Genomic DNA, 14,402 nt, shown 5'->3' with positions numbered 1-14,402 from the left:
GACTCCCGCGACCTCAGACCCCGATGTCGCAGCCGTCCGTGCGCCACACCGAGACGACCGCCGGGCGCACGATCCTCCCGGGTCCGTCGGGCCAGTTGCTCGCCGGCTTCTCCACCGACGCGCCGTCGATCTCGCCCGGGTGCTGGACCGCGACGAGCACCCGCCGGTCCTGGATGATCGGCCCGCAGGTCTCCGCGCCGGTCGGCACCGTCAGGAACTGCTTCAGCTCACCGCGCCGCTCGCCCTTCGTCGCCACGCCCAGCAGGCCGTCGTGCGAGCCGAGCTGGTTGCCGTCCGTGGAGATCCACAGGTTGCCGTGCGGGTCGAAGGCCACGTTGTCCGGGCAGGAGATCGGGCTGACCTTGTCCTTCGGGAAGCCCGCGAAGTAGGTGGCGGGGTCGGCCGGGTCGCCCGCGACCAGGAACAGCGACCAGCCGAAGGTGGTCGCCTCGGCGCGGCCTCGCCGCTCGGTGAGCTCCAGGATGTGCCCGTGCTTGTTGGCGTTGCGCGGATTGGCCTCGTCGGCGCCCGCGGACCCGGCCTTTCCACGGTTGGTGTTGTTGGTCAGAACGACATAGACCTTGCCGGTGTGCGGGGAGGGCTGGATGTCCTCGGGCCGGTCCATCTTGGTCGCGCCGACCTTGTCACCGGCGAGCCGCGTGAAGACGAGGACCTCCTCGGCCGTCATCCCGTCCACGTGCGAGACGGCCCCGCGGGCGGTCGCGGTGACCAGCGGAATCCACTCACCGCTGCCGTCGAACTCCCCGTCCGCCGGAAGCTTCCCGCTGCCGTCGATGTCGGCGGCGGGGGAGTCGCCGGTCAGCCGGGCCACGTAGAGCGTCCCCTCGTCGAGGAGGGAGAGGTTGTGCTCCCGGACGGAGCGCGAGGAACCGTGCCGCATCCGCTTGCTGCCGACGAACTTGTAGAAGTAGTCGAAACGCTCGTCGTCGCCGGTGTAGACGACGGGCCGCCCGTCGTCCGTCAGCCGCACGGTCGCGGCCTCGTGCTTGAAGCGGCCCAGCGCGGTGTGCTTGCGGGGCGTGGAGGCAGGGTCGTACGGGTCGAACTCGACGACGTATCCGAAGCGGTGCGACTCGTTGGGCTCCTGCGCCACGTCGAACCGCTTGTCGAACCGCTCCCACTTGCGCTCGGTCGCGCCCGTACCGAGCCCGTACCGCTTGTCGGTGTCACGGCTCGCGTTGGCGAAGTACTGGTTGAAGTTCTCCTCGCCGTGCAGCGTGGTGCCCCAGGGGGTGGTGCCGCCGGAGCAGTTGTTGAGCGTGCCGAGCACCTTGCGCCCGGTCGGGTCCGCGGAGGTCTTGAGCAGGTCGGACCCGGCGGCGGGGCCGGTGAGCCGGAACTCGGTGGTGGCGGTGACGCGACGGTTGAGGGCGTGCCGGGTGACGGCGGTGAGCCTGCCGGTCCTGCGGTCCTCCTCGACCACGACGGCGGACAGACCGTGGGCGGCCCACGCCACCTCGACCTGCTCGCGGGTGGGGTTCGCGGGGTCGTACCCGCGGAACATCAGCACCTCGTCGGTGTACTCGTGGTTCGCCACGAGGAGCTGCCGCCCGCGCTCACCGGGCAGCGGGAGGAGGGCGAGGAAGTCGTTGTTGTAACCGAACTGGCCGGCCTGGGCCTTGGCGGTCTGGTGCTCCGGGTCGAAGGCGGGAGCGCCGCGCAGGATGGGCTCACCCCAACGGATGACGACATTCTGGCCATATCCGCCAGGGACGGTGACGGCGTCGGCGGTGTTGGGGGCAACGGGGCTGAACCGCAGCCCGCGTGCGGCCTTTTCGACGCTATGTCCGTTACGGCCCGCGACACCCCCTTCCGCGGCCTGCGCGGCCTCCGCGGCCTCAGCGGCCTCGGCGCCGGTACCGACGACCGCCGCACCCGTCGCCGCGGCGACCGTGACGACGGCCGCGGCCCGCATCATCGAACGGCGGCCGATCGCACCGGCGATGACATCACCGACATACGCGTTGTCGCTGGTGTTGGGCACCTCGTGGAAGCAGGCGTCACCACAGCGGAACCGACAGGTCAGGGCGGATCGCCCGCCGGGATGCGAGCCGGGTGTTCCGATCAACGGCAGCAGTCTGCGCACTTTACTCTCCCCTTGCGAACCCTTGGTGTGAGCGTGACGCTAGGGGGGTGCGGGTGCAAGCACCCTGCGGCCGGGTGAACAGAGTGTGAACCTCCCGCTCCCGCAGGGGTCTTGATAACGCTCTTGACACCGCTACCTGTCGGTACCCGACCCTGCCCAAGATCGCCGGAGACGGCCGCTAACCTTACGTGTCCGTCCTGGCCAGGGATTGACGGCTTCAACTCATGCGAAGGGTTGCGCACATGGGCATTCTCACTCTCCTGCGGAACGCGTTCGGCCGCTCACGCAAGGGGCGTGACGCCGACGCGGAGACCTCGCCGACGGAGGCTACGGCCCCCACGGTCCCGGCCCCGGCCACCGAGCAGGAGCCCACGCCGGCTCCTGCCCAGGAGGCCGAGCCGAAGATCCCCGCACCTTCGTCGGAGCCGGAGCCGACGTCGGCGCCGAAGCCGGAACCCAAGTCGTCCGTGGTGGACGAGCTGGTGTCGGCGGCCTTCGACAACGTCACGGTCCCCAAGCCGGCGGAGCCGGTACTGGAGGAGAAGACGACCGAGGAGACGAAGGCGACGGAGGAGGAGAAGGCCGAGAAGGAGCCGACTTCCGCTTCCGCTCCCGTCTCCACCTCCGCTTCGATTCCGGCCCCGGCCCCGGACCCCGAGCCGGTGACCGCGGCCGAGGTCGAGGTCGAGGTCGAGGTCGAGGTCGAGGTCGAGACCGAGGTCACGGTGGAGCCGGTGGCCGAGACCGAGGTCGAGGCAGAGGCTGAGGCAGAGGCTGAGGTCGAGACAGAGGCAGAGGTCGAGGCAGAGGCAGAGGTCGAGGCAGAGGCAGAGGCTGAGGCCGAGCCTGAGGCCGTGGTGGAGGCGCCCGCGCCCGAGCCGGAACCCGTGATCGAATCCGAGCCGGTCGCCGAGACCCCCGAGGCGTCCGCCCCGGAGCCCGAACCCGAGGCCGAAGAGGCTCCTGCGCCCGCCGCCGAGGAGACCTCGGAACCGGTCGCCGAAGAGACCCCGGAACCGATCACCGCGAAGGCCCCCGAACCCGAGGCCGAAGAAGCCCCCGCGCCCGCCGCCGAGGTGCCCTCCGAGCCGGTCGCCGAGGAAATCCCCGCCCCGGTCACCGCTGAGGTCGCCCCCGCGGAACCGGTCACCGAACCGGTCGCGGCCTCGACGGACGAGCCGACGGCCGAGCCGGCGGACGACTCCGCGAACGAGCCCGTCGCCGCCGACGGCGATCAGCCCCCGGCAGGGCCACCCGCACCCGACGACGAGAGCGTCACGGGTGGTGCGGGCGGGGAAGAAGACCCGGCCGAAGGCGAAGCCGAGGCCGCCACGACCCACACCCCCGCCACCCCCCTCACCCACGTGAAGACCCACGCCCCCGACCTCGCCACCGCCTACCAGGAAGCGGGAACGGCCCTCGCGAAGAGGGACCTCACCGGTACCCGCGCCAAGGTCTACCTCGTCCTCGACCGCTCCGCGTCCATGCGCGCGTACTACAAGGACGGCTCCGCCCAGGCCCTCGGCGAGCAGGCCCTCGCCCTCGCCGCCCACCTCGACCCCGAGGCCAAGGTCCAGGTCGTCTTCTTCTCCACAGAACTGGACGGCACCGGCGAGCTCACCCTCCCCGAGCACGAGAACAAGATCGACGACCTCCATGCCGGCCTCGGCCGCATGGGCCGTACGAGCTACCACATCGCGGTGGAAGAAGTCGTCACGCACCACCAGAAGTCCGGCACCACGGACCCGGCCCTGGTGATCTTCCAGACGGACGGCGCCCCGGACGCCAAGACCCCCGCCACCCAGTCCCTCACGGACGCGGCGAAGGACCACCCCACGGTGTTCTTCTCGTTCGTCGCGTTCGGTGAGCACGACAACAAGGCCTTCGACTACCTCCGCAAGCTGAAGACCGACAACACGGCCTTCTTCCACGCGGGCCCGACCCCGCGCGAGCTGACCGACGCGGAGGTCTACGAGGGCGTACTGGAGAACTGGCGCCCGTAGGACCTCGTAGGACCCCGTAGGCCCAACAGGAACCACACGCGGCCGCCCGTTTCCCACCCCTTGAAAAGGGAAACGGGCGGCCCACCCATGTCGGCTACGATTTCAAGGTTCGCAAGACGACCGACGGTACGACCAGAACCGGCGATCGTCACCCCACGTAACGACACGTAACGACTTGGGAGCAGCCGCGATGGCTCGACACCTCATCACCAGCGCCCTTCCGTACATCAACGGGATCAAGCACCTGGGCAACATGGTGGGGTCCATGCTCCCGGCGGACGTGTACTCCCGGTACCTCCGCCAGCGCGGCCACGACGTCCTCTACATCTGCGCGACGGACGAGCACGGCACCCCGGCCGAGCTGGCGGCCAAGGAGCAGGGCCTCCCGGTCGACGAGTTCTGCGCACAGGCGCACGACGCGCAGAAGGCGGTGTACGACGGCTTCGAGCTGGCCTTCGACTACTTCGGCCGCAGCTCCAGCCCGCAGAACCGCGAGATCACCCAGCACTTCGCGCGCCGCCTGAACGAGAACGGCTTCATCGAGGAGCGCGCGATCCGCCAGGTGTACTCCCCGGCGGACGGCCGCTTCCTCCCGGACCGCTACGTGGAGGGCACCTGCCCCCACTGCGGCTACGACAAGGCCCGCGGCGACCAGTGCGAGAACTGCACCCGCGTCCTGGACCCGACCGACCTGATCAACCCGCGCAGCGCCATCTCCGGCTCGACGGACCTGGAGGTCCGCGAGACCAAGCACCTCTTCCTCCTCCAGTCGAAGCTCCAGAGCGAGGTCTCGGAGTGGGTGGCGCGCCACGAGCACGAGTGGCCGCAGCTCGCCTCCTCCATCGCCCGCAAGTGGCTGACGGAGGGCCTGCACGACCGGGCGATCACCCGTGACCTGGACTGGGGCGTCCCGGTCCCGGCCGACACCTGGCCGGAGCTGGCGGCGGAGGGCAAGGTCTTCTACGTCTGGTTCGACGCGCCGATCGAGTACATCGGGGCGACGAAGGAGTGGTCGGACCAGGACCCGGAGAACCGCGACTGGAAGTCGTGGTGGTACGAGGCGGACTCCGGCGAGAACCCGGTCCGCTACACGGAGTTCATGGCCAAGGACAACGTCCCCTTCCACACCGTCATGTTCCCGGCCACCGAGCTGGGCGTGCGTGAGCCGTGGAAGAAGGTCGACTACGTCAAGGCCTTCAACTGGCTGACGTACTACGGCGGAAAGTTCTCCACGTCCCAGAAGCGCGGTGTCTTCACCGACCACGCGCTGGACATCCTGCCCGCGGACTACTGGCGCTACTTCCTGATCGCCAACGCCCCCGAGTCGGACGACTCGTCCTTCACCTGGGAGCACTTCACCGCCACGGTGAACAAGGACCTGGCCGACACCCTCGGCAACTTCGTCAACCGCGTCCTGTCCTTCTCCAAGAAGCGCTTCGGCGAGGAGGTCCCGGCGGGCGCCGAGGCGGGCGAGGCGGAGGCGAAGCTCGGCGAGGAGATCGCGGGCCTGCTGGCCGAGTACGAGACCCAGATGGAGGCCCTCCAGTTCCGCAAGGCCGCGGCGGCGCTGCGCGCCCTGTGGTCGGCGGGCAACTCCTACCTGGAGGAGAAGGCCCCCTGGCTGGAGATCAAGACCGACCCCGAGGGCGCGGCCCTGACCCTGCGCACGGCGATGAACCTGATCCACCTCTACTCGGTGGTCTCGGAGCCCTTCATCCCCGCGTCCTCCCGTGCGATGCGCTCGGCGTTCGCGCTGACGGACGACACGGCGGTGTGGGTCTCGGCGGACGAGGCGAGGTCTCTGTCGGCCGTCCCCGCGGGCACCCCCTTCACGGTTCCCCCGGTCCTCTTCGCCAAGATCACGGACGAGGACCTGGAGTCGTACAAGGAGCGCTTCGGCGGCGCACCGGAGTAGTGACGACGTAGAGCGGGGCCCGGCACCCAAGAGGTGCCGGGCCCCGTTCCGTTCCTGTCGTCCGTATCCCCCTCCGTCTCACTCCTCGGCCGGAAACCGACCCCGCTGGTGACATGTTCTTGACCACCCGTATGGTTTCGCCATGGCAGTCCCTCCGGTCATCCCGATCGCCTACGAGCCGAAGTCCCGCACCGAGAGCATCGGTCGCTACGCGGACGGCCAGTTCCTGGCGTCGATCACCTACGCCTTCCCCGAGGGCTACCGTCCCGACGATGGCTGGGAACAGCGCAAACGCCTCTACACGGTGCTGCACACCTTCGACGCCGAGGGCCGCTACCGCGACTCGGAGATCTGGTGCGCGGGCACCTGGGCCGAACAGCAACTGGCCCCGGACGGACCGGACTCGGTGCTCTCCCGGGCCAGGACCCATCTGGCGAAACTCCTGCGGAGCCTGCCCCGCCGCTCCTACACGAACATCGCGGTCCGTCCCTTCCAACGCACCGTCGACGGCGTGCTGTTCGGCCTGGTGATCAGGGAGGACGAGGAGGAGACCTGGGCAGAGCTCTACCCGGACCGCCTCGCGTTCGCCGAGCCGTGGAACGGCCAGTACGACACCTGAGGCGCGCGGCGGCATCCGAGGACTGGGCACCCGGGGCTTTCCGACCCCGGGCGCCCTTGGCGTGCCCTACGAGGTCAGGACCGCACCGGTGGTGGTGGCCAGCTCCGTCGGGAGGTTCTTCGCGGAGGTCTGGAGACCGGCGGTCAGGGTCGGCGTCCAGTTCACCGTCGTCTTCAACTTCTTCGAGTTCGCGGCGTTGTACGCGGCGACGAGGTCGGTCGAGGTGCCGTTGACGAGGTTGCCGCCGCCGGCGACCGAGCCGGTGCCGTCGCCGCTGAGCAGCTTGGAGATCTTCCCGCCCGTCGGGACCTTCCAGTAGTTGTCCTCGGCGACGACCTGGGCCTTGGCGCGGGAGTTGATGCTGTAGAGGGGCGCGTACCCGTTGACGGTCGTGGTGTCGAAGTAGTTGTTGTAAATGTGCACCTGCCCGATCCGGGTCAGGGGAGCCCTCTGAACGATCCCCTTCCACACGTTGTGGTGAATGGAGACGCGCAGCTTGCCGACGCTGTCGGTGTCGCTGCTGCCGATCAGCATGGTCTTGTCGTGGTTGGTGAACTGGTTGCGCTCGACGGTCACCAGGTCCGAGCCCTTGGTGATGTCGAGGTCACCGTCGTGGATCTGGTACTCGCGGCCGTAGTACTTCGGGTTGGCGCTGTCGAAGTGCGACGCGTCGGTGAAGGTGTTGTGGTCGGCCCACACGTGCGTCGCGCCGCGCAGGGTGACGGCGTCGTACGCGGAGTTCCAGTTGCCGCTGTCGCCGTCGGTCGGGTCCCACTGCGGGAAGCAGTCCTCGGTGGCACTGAAGGTCAGGTTGCGGATGATGACGTTGTCGACGCTCTGCACCTGCAGACTGCCACCGGTGATCCCGGCCTTGGTGCCCGGCACACCCACGATGGTGGTGTTGGCGGGCACCTTGAAGACGATGTTCTTCGCCTGCTTCTGCTGCGCGGCGTCGCGGGCCTTCTCCTGCGTGCCGGAGGGCAGCTTGGAGGTGCCGTAGGCGGCCGGATCGTAGGCCTTCAGATAGGCGGCCAGCGAATATCCCGTACCGGCGGAGTAGTCGGCGCAGGTCAGCTTCTTGCCCGAGTCGTCGGTGTTGGCGGCGATGACACCCTTGACCTGAATGATCTTGGGCGTGGAGTTGTCGGCCTTGCCCAGCGCCTTCACGAGCTGGGCGCGGGTGCTGACGGTGTAGACGTGCGAGGAGTCGGCCTGCGAGCCGCCGGTCGTCCCGGACCCGGATGCCGCCCAGCCGTCCTTGGCGGGCAGCACCTGGTGCGCGAGGTCGACCGTACCCGCGTTCGCGTTCATCACGAACGCGACGGCGCCGAGGCCCGCGGCCGTGACGGCGGCGGCAGAGACGATGACGGCGCGACGCTTGCGGAGGGACCTGCGGTGCGAGGGGGATGCCACGGAGGAGTCCTTACGTGATGGTGGAGCACGTGTTGTGGTGCACGAAGCCCCGCTGAACGGTGCTTCTGACTCATCAGTGACCGCGGAGTCCGGAAAGGTTGCCGACCTTTTCAACTCGTCGGACGGGACGCCGGAAACATCAGCGGCACCGGCAAGTGCATCTGGTGCGAACTGACCGCTGCGGCGTGAACGTTTCCTCGACCCCCGAAAGAGTGGTCCCATCCCGTCGGCCAGACACCCGGCCCAAGATCCCTCTAGGTTCCGCCACATGGTCACATCAACCCACGAGGTCTCGCACCGGATCTTCGCCGAGCACCCGGAGGCCCTCACGCCCGTCTACGAGGCGCTCGGCGTCCCGCCGCCGACGAAGGCGGACATCAGGGAAATCACCCCCGACGCGACGGAGATCCGACCGCTGGAACGCCGGGTCGACACCGTGCTGAAGGACACTCTGGCGTACTGGTTCGAGACAATGGAAATCGCCCTGGCGAACACTCCGGCCAGGGCAAAGTGGAGGGAGCTGCACATGTCGGTCGGCAGTTACTACCCGGGCCAGGGAACCCTCATCGAGGAGAAGTACCTGGAGGGCAAGGCCGAAGGCGAGGCCAGAGGCGAGGCCAAGGACCGTGCCGGCCTTATCCTGCGCGTGCTGGAGAAGCATGGTGTCGACGTCCCCGAGGACGTCCGGGACCGCGTCATCTCATGCACCGACCTCGACACCCTCATGCTCTGGTTCGACCGGTCCCTGACCGCCACCACGGCCGAGGACCTGTTCACCGAAAACGAAGACGGTCAGGCAGAAGGCAGCCAGAACCAGACCTCCGCCTGACCTTCAGAAGCGCCCGCCGAAGTCCCCCAGCCCTCCCAGCCCGCCGAATCCGCCGGGCCCGCCCATCGGGCCGCCCCCGTGCGGGCGGCGGAGGCCGTCGAGGAGGGCGTCGGCCAGGATCACCCCGCCGGCTCCGGCCGCGCCGGCGACCAGGGCCGTCTTCCACCAGGGGGCGCTGTACCAACCGCCCGGCATCCGCCGGCCGCCCACGACCCCGCCGGGGTAGTAGTACGGCGTCGCGTCACCGGGGCGGGGCGAGGCGGCGTACGTCCGGCCGTCGATCGTGACGCGGCCGTCCCGGGCGGTGACCGAGCCCGTGCCCAGGTCGGGGAGGGCGGGGCCAGGGTCGAGGCCCAGTGAGGTGCGGGCGGCGCGGATGTAGTGGAGGCCCTCCAGAGCCGTCTGCGAGGCCATCGCGTACTGCGCGCCGGAGCGAGCCGTGACCAACTGACCCTGCGCGGCCCGGTGGCGCTCGGCGGCGTCGGTCAGGGCCTGCGCCGCCGCCACGTCGCCCCGCGCGTCGAGCGTGGACAGGCTCCCGCCGAGTCGCTCCACCCAGCGGTGGGCCTCCGCCTCCGCGTCCAGGTCGGACACCGCGCCGTACGGCTGCGACGACCGTCGCTGGAAGGCGACCGCGGCCACCGCTCCGCCGATCAGCAACAGTGCGACCAGTACGACTCCCATGGCTTCCTCCGGCGCTTGCGGTGTTCCGGTACGGCGCGAGGTGCCCTCACCCGCCTCCTCCCATCACACGCCCCACCACTGTGCACCCCCGCCGAACCGCCTGTGCGTCCACGGTGAACCGCCCCGGCCGTCGTTCAGGAGACAGCCGGTGTCTGGAGGGCGGAGGCGAGGAGCAGCAGTTTGTCCGCGCTGTCGGTGCCGGGGTCCGGGTGGTAGACGACGAGCGTCTGGCCCGCCGTTCCGTCGATGCCCAGCCGCTCCCGATTCAACCGCAGGCCACCGACCTGGGGATGGTCGATGTGCTTGGGTGCGCCTTCGCACGCCTCCACGTCGTGACGGGCCCAGAGCCGGCTGAAACGGGGGCTGGCCAGGCAGAGTTCGCCGACGAGCTCGATGAATCGGGGATCGTCGGTATCCGTGCCGACGGACTCGCGGAAGCCGGCGACCATGCCCACGGCGGCGTTCTCCCAGTCCGGGTGGAGCGCCTGCTCGGCGGGGTCGAGGAACAGGGTCCGCAGGCGGTTGGCTCCCGCCACGAGGCGCGGTGACAGAGCGGTCGCCAAGGCGTTGGCGGCGAGGACGTCGAAGTAGCGGCCCTCGACCAAGGCGGGCAGCGGGAGCGTGGCGACGAGCTTGGCGATGCCCGGAGGAACGGTCTCCTTCCGGCGTCGGCGCCGGTGCCGTCGGGGTTTGTCGGCGCCGAGGCGCAGCAGGTACGCCGTCGCGGCGTCGTCGAGCCGCAGCACGCGAGCGAGGGACTCGAGGACCTGCACGGAGGGGTTGCGGTCGCGGCCCTGTTCCAGGCGCAGGTAGTAGTCGGCACTGATGCCTGCGAGCATCGCGACCTCCTCCCTGCGCAGACCCGGCACGCGCCGTACCCCCGAAACGGGGATACCGACCTGTTCGGGAGTGACGAGCTCACGGCGGGCGCGCACGTAATCGCCCAACAGGTTGGGTGCGTCGGTCATCTCTCCACTGTAATTTGCGCGATCGCGCGCGTGCCTGGTCCTGTCACCCCCAGGATCGCGGGGGCCCTGGCTCGGTCAAAACCTCGGCGGCAGCCTTCAACACGATCGAGCCCGATCACACCGCCACCGACCTCACCGCCGGTATCGACGGCGCGCAAGGAGCGAAACCATGTCAACGTATCTCCTGGTACACGGTGCCTGGCACAGCGGAGAGTGCTGGGAGCGGGTGGTCCCGTTGCTGGCGTCGGCCGGGCATCGGGTGGTAGCGCCGTCCCTGACCGGCTACGGCGACAAGTCGCATCTGCTCGGCCCCGAAGTAGGGCTCGACACGCACGTCGACGACGTCGTCGGGCTGATCGTCGAGGAAGACCTCGGCGAGGTGGTCCTCGTGGGACACAGCTACGCCGGGCTGGTCATCTCGTCCGCGGCCAACCAGGTCCCGGACCGGATCGCGCGGCTGGTCTACCTCGACGCGATGGTCCCGGTGGACGGCGAGAGCGCGGCCGATGTTCTCCCCCTGACCCAGGTCCTGATCGACCTGGCCGTAAAGTCCGACAGCGGCTGGCGGGTTCCGCCACTGCCCGAGATGCCGCCGCCCTCGGGCCTGTTCGGGGTCACCGACCCGGCGGACATCGCCTGGCTGCGCACGATGCTCTCCGATCAGCCGGTGCGCTGCCTCCGACAACCGGTCCGGCTGGACAACCCGGCCGTGAACACGATCCCGCGGACGCACATCCACTGCACGGTGGGCAAGCCGGAGGGCTTCGACCGGCGGCCCGTCCCCGATGTACAGCCCAACGGCACCCCGGCACAGGTGTGGGAGCTGGCGACCGGCCACGACTGCATGGTCACCATGCCGGTCGAACTCGCCGAACTACTGCTCAAGCTCGGCTGACCCGCTCCTTCTACGCCTACGGCCCAAAGGGCCCGGAACCAGTGGAGTTCCGGGCCGGCCCTGGTCGAGCGAGCGGGTGGGTCAGCTCGCCGAGGGCGACGCCGACGTGCTCGGCTGCGTGTCCGTGCTGTCGTGCGTCTCGTCCGGGGCCACGCCCATCGTCAGGTGCGCGCGGACTCCCTTCGCGATGTTCTTCTTGTCGTACTTGAGGTACAGGAGGCCGCCTGTGTGGCCGTTCTGGGGGTAGATCGTGTCCTCGGTGAGCGTGGTGCGCGTGGTGGTGTTGGTGGAGTACGGGGAGACCTTCGCCGACGCCAGCACCGACTTCTCGTCGAAGAAGAACTGGCCCGTGTGACAGGTGTGCCCGCCCTCGTAGCCCGCGTCGGTCCAGGTGCCGTCCACGTGCACCTTCGTGTGGATGTGCACGGCGCGGCCCTGGTACCAGCCCGGGAAGATCGTCTTGAAGGTCACATAGCCGCGCTTGTCCGTCTTCCAGGTGCCCCGGAGGTAGCGCTCGTCGTCGGTCGGCTCCGAGTGGCCGCCCCCCGTGCCGCCGGAGGGCCCGCCGGACGGGGGCTCACCCGTGGGCGTGCCCGAGGGGGCGTCGGTCGGGGCGCCTGAGGGCGGGGTGCCGCCCCCACCGCCACCGCCACCGCCGCCGCCCATCGCCTCGTAGCCGGAGTAGACGCCCAGCGCGGTGCAGTGCCAGATGTCGACCGCCGCGTTCTTCACGGGCTTACAGGTGTCAGCGTCGATCACTTTGAGTTCGAGGGTCATCGGAATGCCCTCCTTGCCCTCGGTGATGTCCTGACGGATCTTGTCCGCGTCGATGTAGTAAGGGCCCTCGGTGGTCTCCGAGGTGAGGGTGTAGCACGTCTCCGACGCCGTGGCGGAAGAGGAAGCAGAGGCGTCCGTCGTGGTCTCGCCCGCGAACGCGTTCACGGCGAGTCCGCCGCCCACGCCCACGGCCGCGACAGCCGCGCCACCTGCGACGACGACTTTACGTCGCGTCATGTTCCGCTTGTGCGCCGGTTCTTGTTTCTCAGCCATGTGCAGGGACGCTAGGGACGCCGCCTGTCAGCAACATGGGTGCGGGCTGTGGTTTTGCGTGGACACGCAAAAAGTGGCTCGGAACCGGCGACGGTTCCGAGCCACTGAGGGGTACCTGGAAATGCCCCTGCGAGGACTACTTCGGCTGCGGCTTGCGCACCGAGAGGTGCAGCTCCCGCAGACGGGTCTCGTCCAGCTCCGTCGGCGCGCCCATCATCAGGTCCTGCGCGTTGCCGTTGAGCGGGAACGCGATCGTCTCGCGGATGTTCGGCTCGTCCGCGAGGAGCATGACGATGCGGTCGACGCCCGGGGCGATACCGCCGTGCGGCGGGGCGCCGAAGCGGAAGGCGCGCAGCATGCCGGCGAACTGCTCCTCGACGGTGTCGCGGTCGTAGCCCGCGATCTCGAAGGCCTTGAGCATGATCTCGGGCTCGTGGTTGCGGATCGCGCCGGAGGACAGCTCGACGCCGTTGCAGACGATGTCGTACTGCCAGCCCAGGATGTCCAGCGGGTCCTGGGACTCCAGGGCCTCCAGACCGCCCTGGGGCATCGAGAACGGGTTGTGCGAGAAGTCGATCTTCCCGGTGTCCTCGTCCTTCTCGTACATCGGGAAGTCGACGATCCAGCAGAACCGGAAGACGTTCTCCTCGAAGTTGCCCGAGCGCTTCGCGGCCTCGACCCGCACCGCACCCATGATCTTCGAGACCTCGTCGAACTCGCCCGCGCCGAAGAACACCGCGTGGCCGGGGGCCAGGGAGAGGCGCTTGGTCAGCTCGGCGACGTTGTCCTCGGTGAGGAACTTGGCGATCGGGCCCGTCAGCGAGCCTTCCTCACCCACCCGGACCCAGGCCAGGCCCTTCGCGCCCTGCTCGACCGCGTAGTCGCCGAGGCCGTCGAAGAACTTCCGGGTCTGACCGGCGACGTCCGGCACCGGCAGGGCACGTACGTGCTTGCCGGCGAAGGCCTTGAACTCCGAGCCCTCGAAGATGTCGGTGATGTCGACCAGCTCCAGCTGGGCGCGCAGGTCGGGCTTGTCGGAGCCGTACTTCAGCATCGCCTCGCGGAACGGGATGCGCGGGAAGGGGGAGGTGACATGACGGCCACCGCCGAACTCCTCGAACAGCTCCGTCATCAGCTTCTCGATGGGCTGGAAGACGTCCTCCTGCTCGACGAACGACATCTCCACGTCGAGCTGGTAGAACTCGCCCGGCGAGCGGTCCGCGCGCGCGTCCTCGTCGCGGAAGCAGGGCGCGATCTGGAAGTAGCGGTCGAAGCCGGAGATCATCAGCAGCTGCTTGAACTGCTGAGGGGCCTGCGGCAGGGCGTAGAACTTGCCCGGGTTCAGGCGGGAGGGGACCACGAAGTCGCGCGCGCCCTCGGGGGAGGTGGCGCTGAGGATCGGGGTCGCCATCTCGTTGAAGCCCAGCGCCGTCATCTTGTGACGGATCGCGGAGATCACGGCCGTACGCAGCAGGATGTTGCGGTGCATACGCTCGCGGCGCAGGTCGAGGAAGCGGTACTCCAGGCGCCGCTCCTCGTTGACGCCGTCCTCGGCGTTGATCGTGAACGGCAGCGGGGCGGCGGCGCCGAGCAGCTCGACCTCGCTCACCTCGACCTCGATCTCGCCGGTGGGCAGGTCCGGGTTGACGTTCTCCGCGCCACGCGAGACGACCTTGCCGTCGACGCGGACCGTCGACTCCTTGGAGACCTTGTCGAGGGCCTCGTAGGCGGGCGTGCCGGGGCGGGCAACGAGCTGCGTGATGCCGTAGTGATCGCGCAGATCGATGAAGAGGATGCCGCCCAGGTCTCGGCGATTGTGCAGCCAGCCGCTCAGCCGGACGTCGCTGCCGACGTCAGAGGCGCGGAGCTCGCCGCAGGTGTGGGACCTGTACCGATGCATCGTCGTTCATCCAGTCTTC

General features: G+C 69.2%; 11 protein-coding genes. 5 read left to right on the top strand and 6 right to left on the bottom strand.

Annotated features, from left to right (window positions below):
- Positions 1 to 13: 13 nt before the first annotated feature.
- Positions 14 to 2,107, bottom strand: a complete 2,094-nt coding sequence (locus ACFZDJ_RS08750) for an alkaline phosphatase PhoX (RefSeq protein WP_391057192.1) — start codon at positions 2,105 to 2,107, stop codon at positions 14 to 16.
- A 242-nt stretch (positions 2,108 to 2,349) separates the two neighbouring features.
- Between ACFZDJ_RS08750 and ACFZDJ_RS08745 the strand changes: the two genes are divergently transcribed.
- The 3 genes from ACFZDJ_RS08745 (at position 2,350) to ACFZDJ_RS08735 (ending at position 6,644) form a co-directional block, all read left to right on the top strand.
- On the top strand, positions 2,350 to 4,110 hold the full coding sequence (locus ACFZDJ_RS08745; RefSeq protein WP_391057189.1) for a VWA domain-containing protein: 1,761 nt from the start codon (positions 2,350 to 2,352) through the stop codon (positions 4,108 to 4,110).
- A 190-nt stretch (positions 4,111 to 4,300) separates the two neighbouring features.
- A complete protein-coding gene (metG, locus tag ACFZDJ_RS08740; RefSeq protein ID WP_101399289.1) occupies positions 4,301 to 6,025 on the top strand; it encodes a methionine--tRNA ligase in 1,725 nt (574 codons plus the stop codon).
- A 142-nt stretch (positions 6,026 to 6,167) separates the two neighbouring features.
- Positions 6,168 to 6,644 carry a hypothetical protein gene (locus tag ACFZDJ_RS08735; protein WP_391057184.1) on the top strand — a complete coding sequence of 159 codons (477 nt, stop codon included), beginning with the start codon at positions 6,168 to 6,170 and terminating at the stop codon, positions 6,642 to 6,644.
- 66 nt (positions 6,645 to 6,710) lie between these two features.
- On the opposite strand, the gene ACFZDJ_RS08730 is transcribed toward ACFZDJ_RS08735, so the two are convergent.
- Entirely contained in the window at positions 6,711 to 8,057 is a 1,347-nt protein-coding gene (locus tag ACFZDJ_RS08730; RefSeq protein ID WP_391057181.1) for a polysaccharide lyase family 1 protein, read from the bottom strand.
- A gap of 268 nt (positions 8,058 to 8,325) precedes the next feature.
- Here ACFZDJ_RS08730 and ACFZDJ_RS08725 point away from each other — a divergent pair, with 268 nt between their 5' ends.
- On the top strand, positions 8,326 to 8,886 hold the full coding sequence (locus ACFZDJ_RS08725) for a hypothetical protein (protein ID WP_391057178.1): 561 nt from the start codon (positions 8,326 to 8,328) through the stop codon (positions 8,884 to 8,886).
- A gap of 3 nt (positions 8,887 to 8,889) precedes the next feature.
- Here the strand turns inward: ACFZDJ_RS08725 and ACFZDJ_RS08720 are convergent, their stop codons facing one another.
- Together ACFZDJ_RS08720 and ACFZDJ_RS08715 are read right to left on the bottom strand one after the other, a co-directional pair.
- Positions 8,890 to 9,570, bottom strand: a complete 681-nt coding sequence (locus ACFZDJ_RS08720; protein WP_391057175.1) for a hypothetical protein — start codon at positions 9,568 to 9,570, stop codon at positions 8,890 to 8,892.
- Positions 9,571 to 9,704: 134 nt separating this feature from the next.
- Complete coding sequence (locus tag ACFZDJ_RS08715; RefSeq protein WP_390932860.1) at positions 9,705 to 10,538, bottom strand: helix-turn-helix domain-containing protein; 834 nt, start codon at positions 10,536 to 10,538, stop codon at positions 9,705 to 9,707.
- 169 nt (positions 10,539 to 10,707) lie between these two features.
- Between ACFZDJ_RS08715 and ACFZDJ_RS08710 the strand changes: the two genes are divergently transcribed.
- Positions 10,708 to 11,433, top strand: a complete 726-nt coding sequence (locus tag ACFZDJ_RS08710) for an alpha/beta fold hydrolase (RefSeq protein WP_391057172.1) — start codon at positions 10,708 to 10,710, stop codon at positions 11,431 to 11,433.
- A gap of 81 nt (positions 11,434 to 11,514) precedes the next feature.
- Here the strand turns inward: ACFZDJ_RS08710 and ACFZDJ_RS08705 are convergent, their stop codons facing one another.
- Both ACFZDJ_RS08705 and aspS read right to left on the bottom strand, forming a co-directional pair.
- Positions 11,515 to 12,447 (bottom strand): intradiol ring-cleavage dioxygenase, encoded by a 933-nt coding sequence (locus tag ACFZDJ_RS08705; protein WP_391057169.1) that lies wholly within the window; start codon positions 12,445 to 12,447, stop codon positions 11,515 to 11,517.
- Positions 12,448 to 12,619: 172 nt separating this feature from the next.
- A complete protein-coding gene (gene aspS / locus ACFZDJ_RS08700) occupies positions 12,620 to 14,383 on the bottom strand; it encodes an aspartate--tRNA ligase (RefSeq protein WP_390932854.1) in 1,764 nt (587 codons plus the stop codon).
- Between the last annotated feature and the right edge of the window lie 19 nt (positions 14,384 to 14,402).

This window comes from Streptomyces sp. NPDC007896 (assembly GCF_042959425.1).
GTDB lineage: Bacteria > Actinomycetota > Actinomycetes > Streptomycetales > Streptomycetaceae > Streptomyces.
Note: the sequence above shows the minus strand (reverse complement) of the source record. Positions and strands in the feature narration are given on the sequence as shown.

What these genes read in the sequence shown, in the direction of transcription:
- metG (WP_101399289.1), top strand. Translation starts at nt 4,301, where the DNA reads ATGGCTCGACACCTCATCACCAGCGCCCTTCCGTACATCAACGGGATC.
- aspS (WP_390932854.1), bottom strand. Translation starts at nt 14,383, where the DNA reads ATGCATCGGTACAGGTCCCACACCTGCGGCGAGCTCCGCGCCTCTGAC.
- ACFZDJ_RS08745 (WP_391057189.1), top strand. Translation starts at nt 2,350, where the DNA reads ATGGGCATTCTCACTCTCCTGCGGAACGCGTTCGGCCGCTCACGCAAG.
- ACFZDJ_RS08710 (WP_391057172.1), top strand. Translation starts at nt 10,708, where the DNA reads ATGTCAACGTATCTCCTGGTACACGGTGCCTGGCACAGCGGAGAGTGC.
- ACFZDJ_RS08725 (WP_391057178.1), top strand. Translation starts at nt 8,326, where the DNA reads ATGGTCACATCAACCCACGAGGTCTCGCACCGGATCTTCGCCGAGCAC.
- ACFZDJ_RS08715 (WP_390932860.1), bottom strand. Translation starts at nt 10,538, where the DNA reads ATGACCGACGCACCCAACCTGTTGGGCGATTACGTGCGCGCCCGCCGT.
- ACFZDJ_RS08705 (WP_391057169.1), bottom strand. Translation starts at nt 12,447, where the DNA reads ATGACGCGACGTAAAGTCGTCGTCGCAGGTGGCGCGGCTGTCGCGGCC.
- ACFZDJ_RS08735 (WP_391057184.1), top strand. Translation starts at nt 6,168, where the DNA reads ATGGCAGTCCCTCCGGTCATCCCGATCGCCTACGAGCCGAAGTCCCGC.
- ACFZDJ_RS08720 (WP_391057175.1), bottom strand. Translation starts at nt 9,570, where the DNA reads ATGGGAGTCGTACTGGTCGCACTGTTGCTGATCGGCGGAGCGGTGGCC.